17 protein-coding genes are annotated in these 17,512 nt (G+C 72.8%); all 17 read right to left on the reverse strand.

The features are described from left to right. Positions 1 to 36: 36 nt before the first annotated feature. Positions 37 to 1,338, reverse strand: a complete 1,302-nt coding sequence (gene coaBC / locus GCL72_RS05835; protein WP_153143774.1) for a bifunctional phosphopantothenoylcysteine decarboxylase/phosphopantothenate--cysteine ligase CoaBC — start codon at positions 1,336 to 1,338, stop codon at positions 37 to 39. 26 nt (positions 1,339 to 1,364) lie between these two features. Further along, positions 1,365 to 1,628 (reverse strand): DNA-directed RNA polymerase subunit omega, encoded by a 264-nt coding sequence (gene rpoZ / locus GCL72_RS05840; protein WP_153143775.1) that lies wholly within the window; start codon positions 1,626 to 1,628, stop codon positions 1,365 to 1,367. Between the two features lie 67 nt (positions 1,629 to 1,695). After that, complete coding sequence (gene gmk, locus GCL72_RS05845) at positions 1,696 to 2,304, reverse strand: guanylate kinase (RefSeq protein ID WP_153143776.1); 609 nt, start codon at positions 2,302 to 2,304, stop codon at positions 1,696 to 1,698. 189 nt (positions 2,305 to 2,493) lie between these two features. Then, positions 2,494 to 2,811, reverse strand: coding sequence for an integration host factor, actinobacterial type (gene mihF / locus GCL72_RS05850; protein WP_153143777.1), 318 nt, complete (start codon positions 2,809 to 2,811; stop codon positions 2,494 to 2,496). Positions 2,812 to 2,992: 181 nt separating this feature from the next. After that, a complete protein-coding gene (gene pyrF / locus GCL72_RS05855) occupies positions 2,993 to 3,874 on the reverse strand; it encodes an orotidine-5'-phosphate decarboxylase (RefSeq protein ID WP_153143778.1) in 882 nt (293 codons plus the stop codon). Next, positions 3,871 to 7,170 (reverse strand): carbamoyl-phosphate synthase large subunit, encoded by a 3,300-nt coding sequence (gene carB / locus GCL72_RS05860; RefSeq protein WP_153143779.1) that lies wholly within the window; start codon positions 7,168 to 7,170, stop codon positions 3,871 to 3,873. Before carB ends, pyrF begins: the two co-directional genes overlap by 4 nt. Next, positions 7,163 to 8,344, reverse strand: coding sequence for a glutamine-hydrolyzing carbamoyl-phosphate synthase small subunit (gene carA / locus GCL72_RS05865; RefSeq protein WP_153143780.1), 1,182 nt, complete (start codon positions 8,342 to 8,344; stop codon positions 7,163 to 7,165). The genes carB and carA overlap by 8 nt, the downstream gene beginning before the upstream one ends. Further along, the gene (locus GCL72_RS05870) at positions 8,341 to 8,898 is read right to left on the reverse strand and encodes a PH-like domain-containing protein (RefSeq protein WP_153143781.1); all 558 of its coding nucleotides are present in this window, start codon (positions 8,896 to 8,898) and stop codon (positions 8,341 to 8,343) included. The genes carA and GCL72_RS05870 overlap by 4 nt, the downstream gene beginning before the upstream one ends. Further along, positions 8,895 to 10,304 (reverse strand): dihydroorotase, encoded by a 1,410-nt coding sequence (locus GCL72_RS05875; RefSeq protein ID WP_211364983.1) that lies wholly within the window; start codon positions 10,302 to 10,304, stop codon positions 8,895 to 8,897. Before GCL72_RS05875 ends, GCL72_RS05870 begins: the two co-directional genes overlap by 4 nt. After that, positions 10,301 to 11,344, reverse strand: a complete 1,044-nt coding sequence (locus GCL72_RS05880) for an aspartate carbamoyltransferase catalytic subunit (protein ID WP_153143782.1) — start codon at positions 11,342 to 11,344, stop codon at positions 10,301 to 10,303. Before GCL72_RS05880 ends, GCL72_RS05875 begins: the two co-directional genes overlap by 4 nt. Next, a complete protein-coding gene (gene pyrR / locus GCL72_RS05885; protein ID WP_153143783.1) occupies positions 11,341 to 11,913 on the reverse strand; it encodes a bifunctional pyr operon transcriptional regulator/uracil phosphoribosyltransferase PyrR in 573 nt (190 codons plus the stop codon). The genes GCL72_RS05880 and pyrR overlap by 4 nt, the downstream gene beginning before the upstream one ends. A gap of 197 nt (positions 11,914 to 12,110) precedes the next feature. Then, positions 12,111 to 12,518: a transcription antitermination factor NusB gene (nusB, locus tag GCL72_RS05890; protein WP_153143784.1), complete on the reverse strand. Its 408-nt coding sequence runs from the start codon at positions 12,516 to 12,518 to the stop codon at positions 12,111 to 12,113. Between the two features lie 85 nt (positions 12,519 to 12,603). Continuing rightward, the gene (gene efp / locus GCL72_RS05895) at positions 12,604 to 13,167 is read right to left on the reverse strand and encodes an elongation factor P (RefSeq protein ID WP_153143785.1); all 564 of its coding nucleotides are present in this window, start codon (positions 13,165 to 13,167) and stop codon (positions 12,604 to 12,606) included. Positions 13,168 to 13,314: 147 nt separating this feature from the next. Further along, positions 13,315 to 14,535 (reverse strand): 3-dehydroquinate synthase, encoded by a 1,221-nt coding sequence (aroB, locus tag GCL72_RS05900; RefSeq protein WP_153143786.1) that lies wholly within the window; start codon positions 14,533 to 14,535, stop codon positions 13,315 to 13,317. Between the two features lie 33 nt (positions 14,536 to 14,568). Beyond that, the gene (locus GCL72_RS09775; protein ID WP_211364984.1) at positions 14,569 to 15,138 is read right to left on the reverse strand and encodes a shikimate kinase; all 570 of its coding nucleotides are present in this window, start codon (positions 15,136 to 15,138) and stop codon (positions 14,569 to 14,571) included. 20 nt (positions 15,139 to 15,158) lie between these two features. After that, a complete protein-coding gene (gene aroC, locus GCL72_RS05910; RefSeq protein ID WP_153143788.1) occupies positions 15,159 to 16,406 on the reverse strand; it encodes a chorismate synthase in 1,248 nt (415 codons plus the stop codon). Positions 16,407 to 16,492: 86 nt separating this feature from the next. Beyond that, positions 16,493 to 17,509: a shikimate dehydrogenase family protein gene (locus tag GCL72_RS05915; protein ID WP_153143789.1), complete on the reverse strand. Its 1,017-nt coding sequence runs from the start codon at positions 17,507 to 17,509 to the stop codon at positions 16,493 to 16,495. Positions 17,510 to 17,512: the final 3 nt, after the last annotated feature.

Raw genomic sequence — 17,512 nt, forward strand, 5'->3', positions numbered from 1 at the left:
TCCCCGACCCGCTGGGCGGGCCGGTCGGCGTCACACTCAGAAACGGCCGCCGGCGGCGACCAGCAGCCGCGCCGCGCGATCGACGACGGCGTCGGCGGCCTCCCGTTTCGTGCCGACGACATGGGCCGGCTCGACGTCGCCGAGCACGCCCTGGACGCCGAAGGAGGCCAGCACGTGGATCTCGGTGCTGTCCCGGCCGAACACCAGTCCCTCGCCGACGCGGTTGAGCACCAGCAGCTCGCAGCCCTTGCGCAGCAGCTTGGTCTGCGCCAGCTCCAGCGGATCGGTGTCGTCGTCGCCGGTCTCGGCGGCGAAGCCGACGATCACCGTCGGCCCGCCGCGGGCGGGGCGGGCGCGCACCGTCTCGGCGAGGATGTCGGGGTTGCGGGTCAGGGTGATCGTCGGGGCGTCGACGTCGTCGGTCTTCTTGATCTTCGCCGCGGCGTAGTCGGCCGGACGGAAGTCGGCGACGGCGGCGGCCATCAGCAGCACGTCGGCGCTCGGCGCCTGCGCGGCGACGGCCTGCTGCAGCTCGCGGGCCGATTCGACGTGCTCGAGGCTCAGCCGGGGTCCTGCCGCCGGCAGCTCGGTCTCGACGATGCCGGCGACCAGATGCACCTCGGCGCCGGCGGCCAGCGCGGCCTCGGCCAGCGCGACGCCCTGCCGGCCCGAGGAGCGGTTGCCCAGGTAGCGCACCGGGTCCAGCGCCTCGCGGGTGCCGCCGGCGGTGACCACCACGCGGCGGCCGGCCAGCGGCCCGGCGCCCGAGGACGCCACGGCCGGCCCGTCCGCCGGGCGGGAACCGACGGCGTCGCCGTCGAGCAGCCGGCGCAGATGCGCGTGGATCTCCTCCGGCTCGGGCAGCCGTCCGGGTCCGGTGTCGGCGCCGGTCAGCCGCCCGGAGGCCGGCTCGACGACGTCGACGCCACGGTCGCGCAGCACCGCGACGTTGTCGACAGTGGCCGGGTGCCGCCACATCTCGGTGTGCATCGCCGGCACCAGCACTGTCGGCGCCTCGGTCGCCAGCAGCGTCGAAGTCAGCAGATCGTCGGCGGTGCCGGCCCGGGCGCGGGCGAGCAGATCCGCCGTCGCCGGGGCGACGACGACCAGATCGGCCTGCTGGCCCAGCCGGACATGGCGGACCTCGTCGACCGACTCGAAGACGTCGGTGGTCACTGCGCGGCCGCTGATGGCCTCCCAGGTGGGGCGGCCCACGAACTCCAGCGCGGCGCGCGTCGGCACGACGTCGACCTGGTGGCCCTCCTCGCGGAGCAGGCGCAGCAGATGGACGGCCTTATAGGCGGCGATGCCTCCGCTGACTCCCAGGACGATGCGCATGCTGGCGTGCCGTGCCTCGCCGCGGATCAGGAGGCCGGGTTGCTGGCCGGGTGGTTGACCAGCAGGTCCTCGTTGATCTCTCGCAGCGCGATGGACAGCGGCTTCTCGTTCAGCTTGGTGTCCACCAGCGGGCCCACGTACTCGAACAGGCCCTCGTGCAGCTGGGCGTAGTAGGCGTTGATCTGCCGGGCGCGCTTCGCGGCGAAGAGCACCAGGGCGTATTTGGAGTCGGTCTTCTGCACCAGGGAGTCGATCGACGGGTTGATGATGCCTTCGAGCTGCTCAGTCACTGCGGGGGTGTCCTTCGGGTCTCGGGTGCTGTGTCGGATGACGTGTCGGACGGCGCTTCGGACGATGTCACGGGCGATCCGTCGACGGCTCCGCGCCCGGCTCGGCGGGGTGCGAGTCCAGGTCGAAGCCCATGAGGGAGAGAAGTTCGGCGGCGGCGCGCTCGAGCTCGTCGTTCACCACGGTGACGTCGAACTCCGATTCCGCCGCGAGCTCCATCCTAGCGGTTTCCAGCCGTCGACGCTGTTCCTCCTCGGACTCGGTGCCCCGTCCGGTGAGGCGACTCACCATCTCCTCCCAGGAGGGCGGGGTGAGGAAGACGAACTGCGCGTCGGGCATCGTGCGCCTGACCTGGCGCGCGCCCTGCAGATCGATCTCCAGCAGCACGCTGCGGCCGGCGTCGAGCCCCTCCTGCACCGTCGAGCGCAGCGTGCCGTACCGATGCGCGCCGTGGACGGTGGCCCATTCGAGCAGCTCGTCGGCCTCGATGAGCCGGTCGAATTCCTCCGGACTGAGGAAGTGGTAGTCGACGCCGTCGACCTCTCCGGGCCGGGGCGCCCGGGTGGTGGCCGAGACCGAGAAGGTCACCTCCGGGTGGTTCTCGCGGATGTGCCGGCTCATCGTGGACTTGCCCACGGATGTGGGACCGGCCAGCACGGTGACCTGGGGTCGGCTCACAGGATGCTCCTTCTCGAGCGCGTCGACGGGCGGGATCGCAGACCATCGTACCGCCTGCTCGCCGCGCCGTGCCCGCCGGACCTCCCCAGCATCCGGCACACGCCCCTCCCCGGGCTCCGGTCGGACCCGCTCCCCCGGCGGTCCGCACACCGTCGGAGGCTCGAGGCCTCCGGCGGGACGGCCGGTCGGTCAGAGCTGGGCCAGGTGGCGCGCCAGCGCGGTGCGCTGCTTCACGCCGAGCCCGCCGATGCGGCGGTTCTCCGAGATGCCCAGGTCTTCCAGGGTCTTCGCCGCGGTCACCTTGCCGATGCCCGGCAGCGCCTCCAGCAGCTCGACCGTCTTCAGCCGGGCCACCGCCTCGGAGCGCTCGGCCTTGTTCAGCACGTCGTCGAAGCTGACGCGTCCCTCCCCGAAGGCCTCCTTCAGCTCGGCGCGCTCGATGCGCGCCGCCAGGGCCTTCTGACGTGCGACGTCGCGTTCTTCCTTGCTCAGTTCTCGCAGGGCCACGTGATTCTCCTCATGACGAGGCGCCCGGGGTGCTCCTGCTGCTCGCAGCCTCCCTCACGCCATCCAACTCATGTCGACGAATCTAGCCCTGTTCCGTCGCCCGGGGCAATAGATCAGCGACGAGGGATTCTCCTCGCCCAGATCCGTCTTTCCCCAGGTCCGGGCACCGAACCCAGGTCCGTCAGCCGTCAAGGTCCTCACGCGCGGCCTCCATCGCCGCGACCAGGTCGCGCTCCGCGGGCCCGGCGCGCAGGATCCCGCGCGAGGCGTTCACCAGCACCTGACGCTCCCAGGCGTCGCCGAAGCCGGCGCGCATCGCCGCGACGTCGGCGCCCTGGGCTCCGTAGCCGGGCGCCAGCAGCGGCGGTCGTCCGGCGGTCAGGTCGATCCCGTGCTCGGCGGCCAGGGGTGCGGTGGTCGCGCCGACGACCAGGCCGAGATCGCCCAGCGGCGCCGGCGCGGGCTCCTGTCCGGCGGGCCGGCCCCCCGCGGCGTTGAGCTCCGCCACTCGAGCGGCGATCTCGCCGGCCACCGTCGCCCCGGCGGCCGACCGGGCGAGCTGCACGTCCTGCCCCTCGGGGTTCGAGGTCAGCCCGAGGACGAACAGCCCGGCGCCGTGGGTCCGGGCGGCCTGCACCGCCGGGGCCAGCGCGCCGACGCCGAGGTACGGGCTGACGGTCAGCGCATCGGCGGCCAGCGGAGCGGCCGGGTCCAGCCAGGCCTCCGCGTAGCCGGCCATCGTCGAGCCGATGTCGCCGCGCTTGGCGTCGGCGATCACCAGCAGGCCGGCCTGCCGGGCGCTGCGCTGAACCTCGGCCAGCGCCTGCATCCCGGCCGGGCCGTGCCGCTCGAAGAACGCCACCTGCGGCTTGACCACCCCGACGACGCCGGCCGCGGCCGCGACCACCCGCTCGCCGAAGGCGCGCAGCCCCTCGGCGTCGTCGGCCAGTCCCCAGGAGGCCAGCAGCTCGGCATGCGGGTCGATGCCCACGCAGAGCCGGCCGGAGGCGGTCATCGCCGCGGCGAGCCGGTCGCCGAAGCTGAGCCGGTCGCCGCCGCTCATCCCAGGCTCGCCAGACGCGCGTGGTGGTCCTGCAGCGAGGTCACCGACCAGCTGAACCGGCCCAGCGCCTCGATGGCCTGCACCGCGGCACCGAACTCCGCGACGGTGGTGATCACCGGCGTGCCCACCGAGGTGGCCGCCGCGCGGATCTCGTAGCCGTCGCTGCGGGCGTCGCCGCCGGAGGGCGTGTTGACGATCAGCGAGATCTCGCCGCCCTCGACCAGGTCGAGCACCGTGCGGCCGCCGTCGACGTCGGCGATCTTGTCGACCACCTCGGTCTCGACGCCGTTGCGCCGCAGCACATCGGCGGTGCCGCCGGTGGAGACGATCTCGAAGCCCAGGTCGACGAGACGCTTGACCGGCATGATCACCCCCCGCTTGTCGCGGTTGGCCACCGAGACGAACACCCGGCCGCCGGTGGGCAGCGGGTTGTTGCCCGCCAGCTGGGACTTCGCGAAGGCGGTGTCGAAGTGCTTGTCGATGCCCATGACCTCGCCGGTGGAGCGCATCTCCGGGCCGAGCAGCGAGTCGACCACGCGCCCTTCGGGGGTACGGAAGCGGCTGAAGGGCAGCACGGCCTCCTTGACCGCCACGGCCGCGCCCGGAGGCAGCTGGGAGCCGTCGCCGGTCGCCGGCAGCGCCCCGGCGCTCGCGTGGCCGGAGCCGGCGCGCAGCTCGGCGATCGAGACGCCGGTGCCGATCAGTGCCGCGGCCTTGGACAGCGCCACACCGGTGGCCTTGGAGACGAAGGGCACCGTCCGCGAGGCCCGCGGGTTGGCCTCGATGACGTGCAGCACGTCGGAGGCGACGGCGAACTGGATGTTGATCAGCCCGCGCACGCCCACGCCGCGGGCGATGACGTCGGTGGCCTGCCGGACCCGCTCGACGACGTCGGGGCCCAGGGTGATCGGCGGCAGCGCGCAGGCCGAGTCGCCGGAGTGGATGCCGGCCTCCTCGATGTGCTCCATCACGCCGCCGAGGTAGAGCTCCTCGCCGTCGAACAGCGCGTCGACGTCGACCTCGATCGCATCCTCCAGGAAGCGGTCGACCAGCACCGGGTGCTCGGCGGAGACCTCGGTGGCGTTGCTGATGTAGCGCTCCAGGCCGGCCTCGTCGTAGACGATCTCCATGCCGCGGCCGCCCAGCACGTAGGAGGGCCGGACCAGCACCGGGTAGCCGATCTCCTCGGCTTCGCGCTTCGCGTCGGAGAAGCTGACCGCCGTGCCGTTCTTCGGCGCGATCAGCCCGCCGCGGCGCAGCACCTGGTCGAATTCGCCACGCTCCTCGGCCAGGTCGATGGCCTCCGGCGAGGTGCCCAGGATGGTCACGCCGGCGTCGGCGAGCTGCTGGGCGAGCTTCAGCGGCGTCTGGCCGCCGAGCTGGACGTAGACGCCGAGGACTCCCCCGGTGCGCTCCTCGGCGGCGATGACCTCCAGGACGTCCTCCAGGGTCAGCGGCTCGAAGTAGAGCCGGTCGGAGGTGTCGTAGTCGGTCGAGACCGTCTCCGGGTTGCAGTTGATCATGACCGTCTCGTACCCGGCCTCGCGCAGCGCCATCGTCGCGTGGACGCAGGAGTAGTCGAACTCGATCCCCTGCCCGATGCGGTTCGGCCCCGAGCCCAGGATGATCACCGAGGGCTTGTCGTGGGAGGCGATCTCGTCCTCACGGTCATAGGCCGAGTAGTGATAGGGCGTGAAGGCTTCGAACTCGGCGGCACAGGTGTCCACCGTCTTGTAGACCGGGCGGATCCCCAGCGCATGGCGCACGCCGCGGACCACGGCCGGCGTCATGTGCCGCAGCGCCCCGATCTGCTCGTCGGAGAAGCCGTGGCGCTTGGCCGTCCGCAGCAGCGCGGGGGTGAGCTCGCCCGCCGCGCGCAGCGCCGCGGCGGTCTCGTTGATCAGCTGCAGCTGGTCCAGATACCAGGGATCGATGCCGGTGATCTCCTGCACGCGCTCCAGGGCCGCGCCGGCGTGCATCGCCTGCTGGACCTGGTGGAGGCGCTCGGTGGTCGGCGTCGCCATGCCGGCCAGCAGCTCCTCGATCTCCTCACCGGTCAGCTGCGGGAAGGCGAACTCGCTGTCGCGCTGCTCCAGCGACCGCAGGGCCTTCTGCATCGCCTCGGTGAAGCTGCGGCCGATGGACATCGCCTCGCCGACGGACTTCATCGTCGTCGTCAGCGTCGGGTCGGCGGCGGGGAACTTCTCGAAGGCGAAGCGCGGGACCTTGACCACCACGTAGTCCAGCGTCGGCTCGAAGCTCGCCGGAGTCTTCTGCGTGATGTCGTTGGGGATCTCGTCGAGGGTGTAGCCCACCGCCAGCTTGGTCGCGATCTTCGCGATCGCGAAGCCGGTGGCCTTCGAGGCCAGCGCCGAGGAGCGCGAGACCCGCGGATTCATCTCGATGACCACCACACGGCCGGTGGCCGGGTCGACGGCGAACTGGATGTTGCAGCCGCCGGTGTCCACGCCGACCTCGCGGATGACGTTGATCGCGACGTCGCGCATCTTCTGGTACTCGCGGTCGGTGAGCGTCATCGCCGGCGCGACGGTGATCGAGTCGCCGGTGTGCACGCCGACCGGGTCGAGGTTCTCGATGGAGCAGACGACCACGACGTTGTCGTTGGCGTCGCGCATCATCTCCAGCTCATATTCCTTCCACCCCAGGATGGACTCCTCCAGGAGCACCTCCGAGGTGGGGCTGTAGTGCAGACCGGCGCCGGCGATGCGCCGCAGGTCCTCCTCGTCGTGGGCCAGCCCCGAGCCGAGCCCGCCCATGGTGAACGACGGGCGCACGACCATCGGATAGCCGAGGTCCTCGGCGGCGGCCAGCGCCTCGTCCATGGAGTTGACGATCCGCGAGCGGGCCGACTCCGCGCCGGAGCGCTCGACGACGCCCTTGAACTTCTCGCGGTCCTCGCCGAGCTCGATGGCGTCGATGTTCGCGCCGATCAGCTCCACTCCGTGCTCGGCGAGCACGCCCTGCTTGTCCAGGGCGATGGCGGTGTTCAGCGCAGTCTGCCCGCCCAGGGTGGGCAGCACCGCGTCGGGCTTCTCCTGGGCGATGATCTTGGCGACCACCTCCGGACTGATGGGCTCGACGTAGGTCGCGTCGGCGAACTCCGGGTCGGTCATGATCGTCGCCGGGTTGGAGTTGACCAGGACGACGCGGATGCCCTCCTCCTTGAGCACCCGCAGCGCCTGGGTGCCGGAGTAGTCGAACTCGGCGGCCTGGCCGATGACGATCGGCCCCGAGCCGATGACCAGGACCGAGTGCAGATCGGTGCGCTTAGGCATGGGTGGTGTCTCCTCCTGTGGTCGTGGCGTCGGCGCCGGTCATCAGCTCGACGAAGCGGTCGAAGAGGTAGGCGGAGTCGTGCGGACCCGCGGCGGCCTCGGGGTGGTACTGGACGGAGAAGGCCGGCACGTCCAGGCAGCGCAGGCCCTCGACGACGTCGTCGTTGAGGCTGGAGTGGCTGACCTCGACCCGGCCGAAGCGCTCCTCGGGAGCGGTGACGACCTGCCCGATGGGCGCGTCGACGGCGAATCCGTGGTTCTGCGCGGTGATCTCCACAGTGCCGGTGGCGTGGTCCATCACCGGCTGGTTGATCCCGCGATGGCCGAAGGGCAGCTTATAGGTGCCGAAGCCCAGCGCCCGACCGAGGATCTGGTTGCCGAAGCAGATGCCGAAGAACGGGATCCGCGCGGCGAGCACCTCGCGCAGCAGGCCGATCTGCGCGGCCGCCGTCGCCGGGTCGCCGGGCCCGTTGGAGAGGAAGACGCCGTCGGGGCGCAGCGCCTGCAGCTCGGCGAAGCTCGTCGTCGCCGGCAGCACGGTGACGCGCAGTCCCCGCTCGGCCAGCCGCACCGGAGTCATCGTCTTGATGCCCAGGTCGATCGCGGCGACGGCGGCGAGCGGCTCGCCGGCGAAGCCGTGGTCGGCGGGCTCGACGACGTAGGGCTCGGAGACGCTGACCTCCTCGGCCAGCCGGGTCCCGGCCATCGGCTCCTGGCCGCGCACGGCCTCGAGCAGCTCGGCGGTCGGCCGCTCGGAGTCGGCGCCGGAGAAGATCCCGGCGCGCATCGCCCCGGCGTCGCGCAGGTGCCGGGTGATCGCGCGGGTGTCCACGCCCTGGATGCCGACGATGTCCTGGGCGATCAGCTCCTCCTCCAGCGTGCGGCGGCTGCGCCAGTTCGACGGCCGCCGGGCGGCGTCGCGGACGACGTAGCCGGCGACCCAGATGCGACGGGACTCGGGGTCCTCGTCGTTGATCCCGGTGTTGCCGATGTGCGGGGCCGTCTGGACCACGATCTGCCGCGCGTAGGAGGGGTCGGTCAGCGTCTCCTGGTATCCGGTCATGCCGGTGGAGAAGACCGCCTCGCCCAGCCGCGTGCCGCGGGCGCCGTAGGCGGTCCCCTCCTCGACGGTGCCGTCCTCGAGGACGAGGAGGGCCGGCTCGAAGGTGTTCATGGGTACTGTCGCTCCTCAGGATCGGTCGACGCCGGCTCCTCGAGCGTGGCGTCGGTGGTCGGGGTCAGGCGGTGCAGCGCCTCGAGCAGCGTGCGATGGGCATCGGCGTGACGGGCGCGGAAGGCGGTCTCGACCCGCTGGTCGCCGAGCCGCCAGCCGACGATCAGCGCTCCGTCGCGTTCGACGAATCTACCGACGACGCCGCGATCGGTGCGCGCGTGGGTGAGGTCCTCCCGCGGAATGAGATGGTTCGGCGCGCCCGCCCGGAAGACGGCGACGCCGGACTCGTGGACCTCCAGCCGTCCGTCGGTGCGGATGCCGAGTCCGTGGACGGCCACCCGGTCCAGCGGGTCGGCGGCGTCGACGGTGCCGATGACCATGCCCTCTCCGGCGGCCAGCGGCTCCGCGCGGACGAGCTCCTCGGGCAGCGCCGCGGGCGCGGGCAGGTGCCGCTGCCGTCGTCGTCGGGCTCGCCAGCCCAGCCCGAGCAGCAGCACGAGCAGGGCGACGACGACGGCCGCTCCGGCGAACCAGAGCAGGTAGGTCGGCGTCATGGCGCGACCGTCCGGTCCGCGGTCCGTCCGGTCCGCGAAGTCGCCAGCGCACCGTCGAGGACCACCGGGTGACCCTCCAGGAAGGTGGCCCGCACCCGGCCGGGCAGCTCCCGGCCCGCGTACGGCGAGTTCCGCCCCTTCGTCGCGTGCTCCTCCGGCCGCACGGTGCGCCGCTCCGCCGGGTCGACGAGCACCAGGTCGGCGGTCTCGCCGACGGCGATCGGCCGACCCAGATGCGCGTGGCGGTGGATCTGCGCCGGACGTGCCGACGTCGCCTCGGCCAGGCGTCGCCAGTCCATGGCCCCGGTCTCGATCATCGTGGCGATCAGCACCGGCAGGGCGGTCTCCAGCCCCGTCATGCCCATCGCCGCGTCGACCCACTCGCACTCCTTGGCCTGGTCGGGGTGCGGGGCATGGTCGGTGCCGACGACGTCGATCGTCCCGTCGGCCAGCGCGGCGCGCAGCGCCTCGACGTCCTCGGCGGTGCGCAGCGGCGGGTTGACCTTGTAGACCGGGTCGAAGCTGCGCACCTGCTCGTCGGTCAGCAGCAGGTGGTGCGGGGTCACCTCGGCGGTGACGTCGACGCCGCGGGACTTCGCCCAGCGGATGATCTCCACCGAGCCGCGGGTGGAGACGTGGCAGACGTGCAGCCGGGAGCCGACGTGCTCGGCCAGCAGCACGTCGCGGGCGATGATCGACTCCTCGGCGACCGCCGGCCAGCCCGGCATGCCCAGCTCCGCGGAGACGGCGCCCTCGTGCATCTGCGCTCCGGCGGTCAGCCGCGGCTCCTGGGCGTGCTGGGCGACGAAGCCGTCGACGGCCTTGACGTACTCCAGCGCCCGACGCATCAGCACCGGGTCGTGGACGCACATCCCGTCGTCGGAGAACATCCGCACCGCCGCCGAGGACTCTGCCATCGCGCCGAGCTCGGCCAGCCGCTCGCCGGCCAGTCCGACGCTGACCGCCCCGACCGGCTGCACGCGGGTCCAGCCGGCCTCGCGGCCGAGACGGTGGACCTGCTCGACGACGCCGGCGGAGTCGGCGGCCGGGGTCGAGTTGGCCATCGCGTGCACGGCGGTGAAGCCGCCCAGGGCGGCCGCCCGGCTGCCGGTCTCGACGGTCTCGGCGTCCTCCCGGCCGGGTTCGCGCAGATGGGTGTGCAGGTCGACCAGGCCGGGCAGGGCGATCTGGCCGGCGGCCTCGACGGTCAGCACCGGCGTCCCGTCCTCGGCCAGCTCCGCGGCCGTCGCGGCCGCCTGCGCGCCGAGGGCCGCGATGCGGCCGGCGCGCAGCAGCAGGTCGGTGGGCTCGTCGCCGTACGGCCGGGCGCCGCGGATCAGCACCGGCGCGGTCGCCTCCTCGGCGCTCGGCGCGGCGAAGTGCGGCGGCTGGGAGATGGTGCTCATGGGCGGCTCCTGTCCGTGGAGGGATCGGCGGCGGGCGAGGCGGCCTCCGCGGCCCGGTCGGGGCCGCGGTCGCCGCTGAGCAGCAGATGCAGCACCGCCATCCGGACCGAGACGCCGTGCGAGACCTGGTCGAGCACCCGGTTCAGCGGCGAGTCGGCCGCGGCGGAGGAGATCTCCACGCCGCGGTTCATCGGCCCGGGGTGCAGGATCATCGCCCCGGAGCCGTCGCGGGCCGGGCCCGGAAGGCGTTCGACGACGGCGAGCCGCTCGTCGGTGAGCCCCCAGCGGCGCGTGTACTCGCCGGCGCTGGGGAAGAAGGCCCCGCCCATCCGCTCGGCCTGCACGCGCAGCATCATCACCGCATCCGGCTCGGCGGCCAGCGCGACGTCGACGTCATAGTGCACGGCGGCCGGCCAGTGCTCGACGCCGACCGGCAGCAGCGTCGGCGGCGCGGCCAGGTGGACCTCGGCGCCGAGAGTGTGCAGCAGCCAGACGTTGGAGCGGGCCACCCGGGAGTGCAGGATGTCGCCGACGATCAGCACCCGCATGCCGGCCAGATCGGTGCCGCGCGGGTCCACTCCGGCGGCCGCGGCGCGTCCGCGGCGCAGGGTCAGTGCGTCCAGCAGCGCCTGGGTGGGATGCTCGTGGGTGCCGTCGCCGGCGTTGACCACGGCACAGTCGGTCCAGTCGGCGGCGGCGAGCTGATGGGCCGCTCCGGCCGCGGCGTGGCGCATCACCACGGCGTCGGCGCCCAGAGCCTCCAGCGTCTGGACGGTGTCCTTCAGCGATTCGCCCTTGGAGACCGAGGAACCCTTGGCCGAGAAGTTCATCACATCCGCGGAGAGGCGCTTGGCCGCGGCCTCGAAGGAGACGCGGGTGCGCGTGGAGTCCTCGTGGAAGAGCGTGACCACAGTGCGGCCGCGCAGCGTGGGGAGCTTCTTGACCTCGCGGGTGGACACCGCCGACATCTCCTCGGCTGTGTCCAGGATGGCCGAGGCGTCGGCGTGCGCCAGCGAGGCGGTGGAGAGCAGATGCTTCATGCCCGCCCTCTCTCGATGAGCACGCCCTCGTCCTCGGCGGCGACCTCGTCGACGGCCGACAGCACCACCGAGACCCGCTCGTCGCGGGAGGTGGGCAGATTCTTGCCGACGTGGTCGGCGCGGATGGGCAGCTCGCGGTGGCCGCGGTCGACCATGACGGCCAGTCGCACAGTGGCGGGACGGCCCAGCGCGGAGAGCGCGTCGAGCGCCGCGCGGACGGTGCGGCCCGAGTAGAGCACGTCGTCGACGAGCACCACAGTGGTGCCGTCGACGCCGGTGCTCGGCACCCGAGTGGGCTCCGGGGTGCGGGCCGCGGCGGTGCGCAGATCGTCGCGGTGCAGCGTGATGTCCAGCGACCCGACGGCGTCCTCGGGCGAGAACCCGGGGTCGATGCGCGCCAGCCGCTCGCCGAGGCGGCGTGCCAGCGGCACCCCGCGGCGCGGGATGCCGAGCAGCACCAGACCCTCGACCCCGCGATGGGACTCGACGATCTCGTGCGCGATGCGGGTCAGTGCCCGGTCCAGATCGGACGCGGACATGACCTGGGAGGTCTCCGGGGTCTGTGCCACCAGGGGCTCCTTCCTCGCCTCACGGGACGATCTTTAAAGGAGACGGCTCCCCCGGCAGGTCGCCGGGGAGCTCGATGTGCAGTTGTCGGCGCCGTCGCCGTCGGAGAGCCGGCGCCGGATTCCATCCTAGCGCGTCGCCGCCGACCGCGCGCGCCGCGCGTCATGGTCGGCGGAGACGCCCGGACGGGATCGGCGGCTCACTCCAGCGTGGGCTTGAGCTGCTGGAGCCGGCCGAGCAGACCGTTGACGAAGGTCGGGGACTCGTCGGTGGACATCTCCCGCACCAGGGCGACGGCCTCGGAGACGGCGACGCCGTCGGGGATCTCGTCGTTGCTGAGCAGCTCCCAGGCGCCGAGGCGCAGGGCCATCACGTCCACCCGCGGCATGCGGTCCAACGTCCAGCCGCGGGCATAGGTGGAGATGAGCTCGTCGAGGCGCTCCTGCTCCTCCGCGACGCCCTGCACCAGAGTCACGGTGTAGTCGTTGACGACCATGTCGTCCCTCTCACGGCGCCGCCGCAGCACCTCGAGCGGATCGCCGCCGCGCTGCTCGGCCTCGAAGAGGATCTCCAGCGCCCGCCGGCGCGCTTTGCTTCGTTTGGCCACTGTTCCTCGTCCGTCCTGGGGTCCGTCGTCTCGTCGCTCGTGTCGTCAGTCGTGCCCGCCGTCGTCGTCCGCGGCGGCCGGCGCCTCAGTCGGTGACGCGGCCGAGGTACTCCGAGTTCCGCGTGTCGATCTTGATGCGGGTGCCCTGCTCGACGAACAGCGGGACCTGCACCTCGTGGCCGGTCTCCACGGTGGCCGACTTGGTCGCCCCCGAGGAGCGATCGCCCTGCAGGCCGGGCTCGGTGTATGTGATCTCCATGACCACCGACGGCGGCATCTCGATGTAGAGCGGAGTGCCCTCGTGCAGTGCGACGGTGACCTCCTGGTTCTCCATCAGGAAGTTCGCCGCGTCGCCGACGACCCCGGCCGGCACGCCGATCTGGTCGAAGTCCCGCAGGTCCATGAAGACGTACTCGTCGCCGTCGACGTAGAGGAACTGGTAGTTCGAACGGTCCACCACGGCGAAGTCGACCTTCGCCCCGGCGTTGAACGTGCGGTCCACGACCTTGCCGGAGGTGACGTTCTTCAGCTTGGTGCGGATGAACGCGCCGCCCTTGCCGGGCTTGACGTGCTGGAACTCCAGCGTGGTCCAGAGCTGGCCGTCCAGCTCGAGGACGGCTCCGTTCTTGATGTCGTTGGAGGAGGCCACAGACTGCCCTTCTTCGCGTGCTCGTATCGCGTGGTCATGGTCGCGACGCCGACGGCGTGTCGTCGGCGTCGGCGTGCTCGGTCGGCGCACCGCGCGCGTCCTGCGACGACGCGACGGGGCGGCCCCGGCGGACGCCGACAGTCGATTCTACAGGCTCACCGGACCGGCCGTCTCCGGCTCGGCGATCTCCTGGTAGGTGGCGTAGAGGATCGACGCGTCGGGGATCTCGACAGTGGCCGGCTGTCCCTGGGCGGAGAGCAGCACGAAGCGCAGCTGGTCGCCGCGGTTCTTCTTGTCCCGGCGGATGCCCTCGAGCAGCTGGTTCCAGCGGTCGTCGCGGTAGGTCGTCGGCAGGCCCAGCAGCTGCAGCACCGACCGGTGCCGATCGGCGGCGGCGTCGTCCAGACGGCCCAGGCTGCGCGCCAGCTCGGCGGCGTAGACGAGCCCGACCGACACCGCCGCGCCGTGCCGCCACTGGTAACGCTCGGCGAGCTCGATCGCGTGGGCCAGCGTGTGGCCGTAGTTCAGCGCCTCTCGCAGGCCGGCCTCCTTCGGATCCCGGCCGACGACGGCGGCCTTGACCGCGATGGCCCGCTCGATGAGCTCGCGCAGCTGCGCCGAATGCGGATTCTGCGCCTGCTCCGGATGCTCCTCGATGATCTCCAGGATCCGCTCGTCGGAGATGAACCCGCATTTGACCACTTCGGCGAGCCCGGCCACCAGCTCATTGCGCGGCAGGGTCAGCAGCGTGTCCAGATCCGCCAGCACGCCGGCCGGCTGGTGGAAGGAGCCCACCAGGTTCTTGCCCTCGGCGGTGTTGATGCCGGTCTTGCCGCCGACGGCGGCGTCGACCATGCCCAGCAGCGTGGTCGGCATGTGCACCACCCGCACGCCGCGCAGCCAGGTGGCGGCGACGAAGCCGGCGACGTCGGTCACCGCTCCCCCGCCCACGGAGACCACTGCGTCGGAGCGGGTGAAGTCGTTCTGCCCCAGCACCTGCCAGCAGAAGGCCGCGACCTGGATGTGCTTGCCCTCCTCGGCGTCGGGGATCTCGGCGACGACGGCCTTGTAGCCGGCGTTCTCCAGATCCTCGCGGACGACGTCGCCGGTCGCCCGCAGCGCGCGCGGATGGATCACCAGCACCCGCTCGGGCTGCGTGCCGATCATCTCCGGCAGCCGCGCGAGCAGCCCGTTGCCGACCACGACGTCGTAGCCCAGCGCCTGGCCGCCCGATCCGCCGCCGTCGCCGACGGTGATCGTCGTCGGCTCCGGCGCCTCGCCGGCGGGCGCGGAGGTCTGCTCGGCGCCCGTCTCCTCGCCCTGCGGGCGCTGATCGGGCTCGGGTGCGGGATCGGCCTGGTCGTTCATCGAGTCTGGTCTTCTCCTGACGGGGTGGGACGCTCAGTCGTCGGACCGGGCTCGTCGGCCGCGGTCCAGCTGCGCAACGATGGTATCGACTCTCTGCTCGATCGTCCCATCGGCCGGGTCGAGCACGACGTCGGCGCTCTGCCGGTAGAGCAGCTCGCGGGCGGCGTAGGTCTCGGCCCACCGGGCCGCCGGATCCCCGCCGAGCATCGGACGGGAGGAGCCGTCGCCCAGCCGCGGCAGCGCCTGCTCCACCGTCAGGTCCAGCATCACCACCAGATGCGGACGCAGCCGCTCGCGCGTGGCGGACGAGAGCACCGAGCCCCCGCCCAGGCTGATCACCGACGGGCGCGGCGCGTCGAGGAGCTCGGCGACGAGCCGCTCCTCCTCGGCGCGGAAGGCCTGTTCGCCATGGCCGCGGAAGAAGTCGGCGATCGGCCCGTGGCGCGCGACGAAGAAATGGTCGCTGTCGACGTGCGGCCGCGCCAGCCGACGGGCCAGCGCCGCGCCGACGGTGGACTTGCCCGAGCCCATCGGGCCGATCAGCACGATGCTGCGCGGCTCACCCTGATGCGGCTCCGGGACGGGGACCTCGCTTGTGGACACCCTGACACCCCCGTCCATGCTCACTCGTCCTGCATCGCCGCCGGAGCCTGCAGCGGGTCCCCGTCCGCGCCGGCGACGCCGGGCTGCTCGCCCAGCCGCGGCAGGTTCTGCTTATAGCCCTCCAGGTTGCGGCGCACCTCGGCGACCGAGTCTCCGCCGAACTTCTCCAGCACCGCCTGGGCGATCACCAGCGCGACCATGGCCTCGGCGACGACGCCGGCGGCCGGCACCGCGCAGACGTCCGAGCGCTGGTGGTGGGCGGTGGCGGCCTCTCCGGTCGCGGTGTCTACCGTGCGCAGCGACTTCGGCACAGTGGCGATGGGCTTCATGCCGGCCCGCACGCGCAGCGGAGTGCCGATGCTCATGCCGCCCTCGACGCCGCCCGCACGGTTGCTGCTGCGCCGGACGTCCTCGCCGTCGGGCTCGATCTCGTCGTGGGCGGCCGAGCCGCGACGCCGCGTGGTGCGGAAGCCGTCGCCGAGCTCGACGCCCTTGATCGCCTGGATGCCCATGAGCGCACCGGCCAGCCGGGAGTCCAGCCGGCGGTCCCAGTGCACGTAGGAGCCCAGCCCCGGCGGCAGGCCGTCGACGACGACCTCCACGGAGCCGCCGAGCGTCTCGCCGGCCTTGTGCGCGTCGTCCACCTCGGCCACCATCCGCTCGGAGGTCGCCGGATCAGTGCAGCGCAGCGGGTCGGCGTCGAGCCGCTCGACGTCGGCGGCCGAGGGCGTCTCGACGTCCTCGGGCACCTCCACCGGGCCGACGGCGGTGGTGTGCGAGACCGTAGTGATGTCCAGCTGGGCGAGGAACTGCTGAGCCAGCGTGCCCAGCGCGACGCGCGTGGCCGTCTCGCGGGCGGAGGCGCGCTCGAGCACCGGCCGAGCCTCGGAGAAGCCGTACTTCTGCATGCCGGTGTAGTCGGCGTGGCCCGGTCGCGGACGGGTCAGCGGCGCATTCCGGGCCAGGCCCTCGAGCTCGGCGGGGTCGACCGGATCCGGGGCCATGACCTTCTCCCACTTGGGCCACTCGGTGTTGCCGACCTCGATGGTCACCGGCGCGCCGAGGGTCAGTCCGTGGCGGACGCCGGCCAGCAGGCTGACCTGGTCCTGCTCGAACTTCATCCGGGCGCCGCGACCGTATCCCAGCCGCCGGCGGGCCAGCGCGGCCTGCACGTCCTCAGTCGAGACGGGGACTCCGGCCGGGAGGCCCTCGAGGATCCCGACGAGGGAGCGGCCGTGCGATTCTCCGGAGGTCAGCCAACGCAACATGGCTCCATCATGCCATGTCGAGGTCCCGCGCCGAGGGGGCGGGCGGGCCGGTCCCGCATCGTGGACGCGGTCCGCGCCGCCGCGCGTCAGCCGGGCAGGTCGACGGCCGCGCGCATCGCCGCGACCATCGCCGCCCGACTCTCCGGCGGCTCCTCCGCCGCCGGACGCGGCGTCGCGGCGGTGAACAGGTCGACCTGGGCGACGGCCTGGTGCAGCAGCATCGACAGTCCGCTGACCACGACGCCGCCGCGAGACTCCCAGGCCGTGGCCAGCCGCGAGGGCCAGGGATCGTAGGCGACGTCGAGCAGCGGCACCTCGGCGGTGCGCGGCGCGCCGCCTTCGCCAGCCGCCCCGCGCCCCGCCGAGGGGGCGGCGAGCTGCTCGGCGAGTCCGTCGGCGGCGGACGGCGGCAGCGTGGAGACCACGGCGGCCGGAGTCGGATGCGCGCCCCGGCCGGAGAGGTCGTCCACCAGGTCCTCCAGCGGCAGGGTGAGCAGCCGCAGCCCCAGCGTCTCGGCCACCGGGCGCAGAGTCTCGGCGCGCTCCGGCGCCCGGGCGTGGCAGCGGACGTCGACGAAGCCCAGCTCCGCGGCGGCGGCCAGCGTCGCCGCCGCCGTCGCCCCGGCGCCGACGAGGGCGAAGGGAGCTTCGGACACTCCGCCGGCGGCCGGTCGGAGTCCCTCCGGGCGGGCCTCGCGCAGCGCGGCGACGATGCCGTCGACGTCGGTGTTCTCCCCGCGGCGCCGACCGTCCCGGTGGACGACGGTGTTCAGCACCCCGAGTCGGCGCACCCGGTCCGAGACGGCGTCCATATGCTCGACCATGGCGGCCTTCAGCGGCATGGTCACCGACCAGCCCAGCCAGGGCGGCCCCGACGGATCGGCGTCGGCGGCGGCCAGGAAGGCCTGCAGGCCGTCGACGTCGACCTCCCGGCGGGTGTACTCCGCCGCCAGCCCCAGATGGGCGTAGGCCGCGCCGTGCAGCGCCGGCGAGAGGGAGTGGCCGATGGGGCTGCCCAGCACCGCCGCGCGGGCGATCGGCGTCGCCTCCGCGGCGCCGTCCGCGGCGACGGCGCCTCCGGCTCGGTCCGGTCCGTCGGTCATGGG

It is taken from the genome of Nesterenkonia halophila (genome assembly GCF_009467795.1).
In the GTDB taxonomy this organism is placed as follows: Bacteria; Actinomycetota; Actinomycetes; order Actinomycetales; family Micrococcaceae; genus Nesterenkonia; species Nesterenkonia halobia.

Excerpts from the sequence above, each read along its gene's own strand:
- coaBC (WP_153143774.1), bottom strand. The coding sequence starts at position 1,338 with ATGCGCATCGTCCTGGGAGTCAGCGGAGGCATCGCCGCCTATAAGGCC.
- pyrF (WP_153143778.1), bottom strand. The coding sequence starts at position 3,874 with ATGAGCGGCGGCGACCGGCTCAGCTTCGGCGACCGGCTCGCCGCGGCG.
- carB (WP_153143779.1), bottom strand. The coding sequence starts at position 7,170 with ATGCCTAAGCGCACCGATCTGCACTCGGTCCTGGTCATCGGCTCGGGG.
- carA (WP_153143780.1), bottom strand. The coding sequence starts at position 8,344 with ATGAACACCTTCGAGCCGGCCCTCCTCGTCCTCGAGGACGGCACCGTC.
- GCL72_RS05870 (WP_153143781.1), bottom strand. The coding sequence starts at position 8,898 with ATGACGCCGACCTACCTGCTCTGGTTCGCCGGAGCGGCCGTCGTCGTC.
- GCL72_RS05875 (WP_211364983.1), bottom strand. The coding sequence starts at position 10,304 with ATGAGCACCATCTCCCAGCCGCCGCACTTCGCCGCGCCGAGCGCCGAG.
- GCL72_RS05880 (WP_153143782.1), bottom strand. The coding sequence starts at position 11,344 with ATGAAGCATCTGCTCTCCACCGCCTCGCTGGCGCACGCCGACGCCTCG.
- aroB (WP_153143786.1), bottom strand. The coding sequence starts at position 14,535 with ATGAACGACCAGGCCGATCCCGCACCCGAGCCCGATCAGCGCCCGCAG.
- aroC (WP_153143788.1), bottom strand. The coding sequence starts at position 16,406 with ATGTTGCGTTGGCTGACCTCCGGAGAATCGCACGGCCGCTCCCTCGTC.
- GCL72_RS05915 (WP_153143789.1), bottom strand. The coding sequence starts at position 17,509 with ATGACCGACGGACCGGACCGAGCCGGAGGCGCCGTCGCCGCGGACGGC.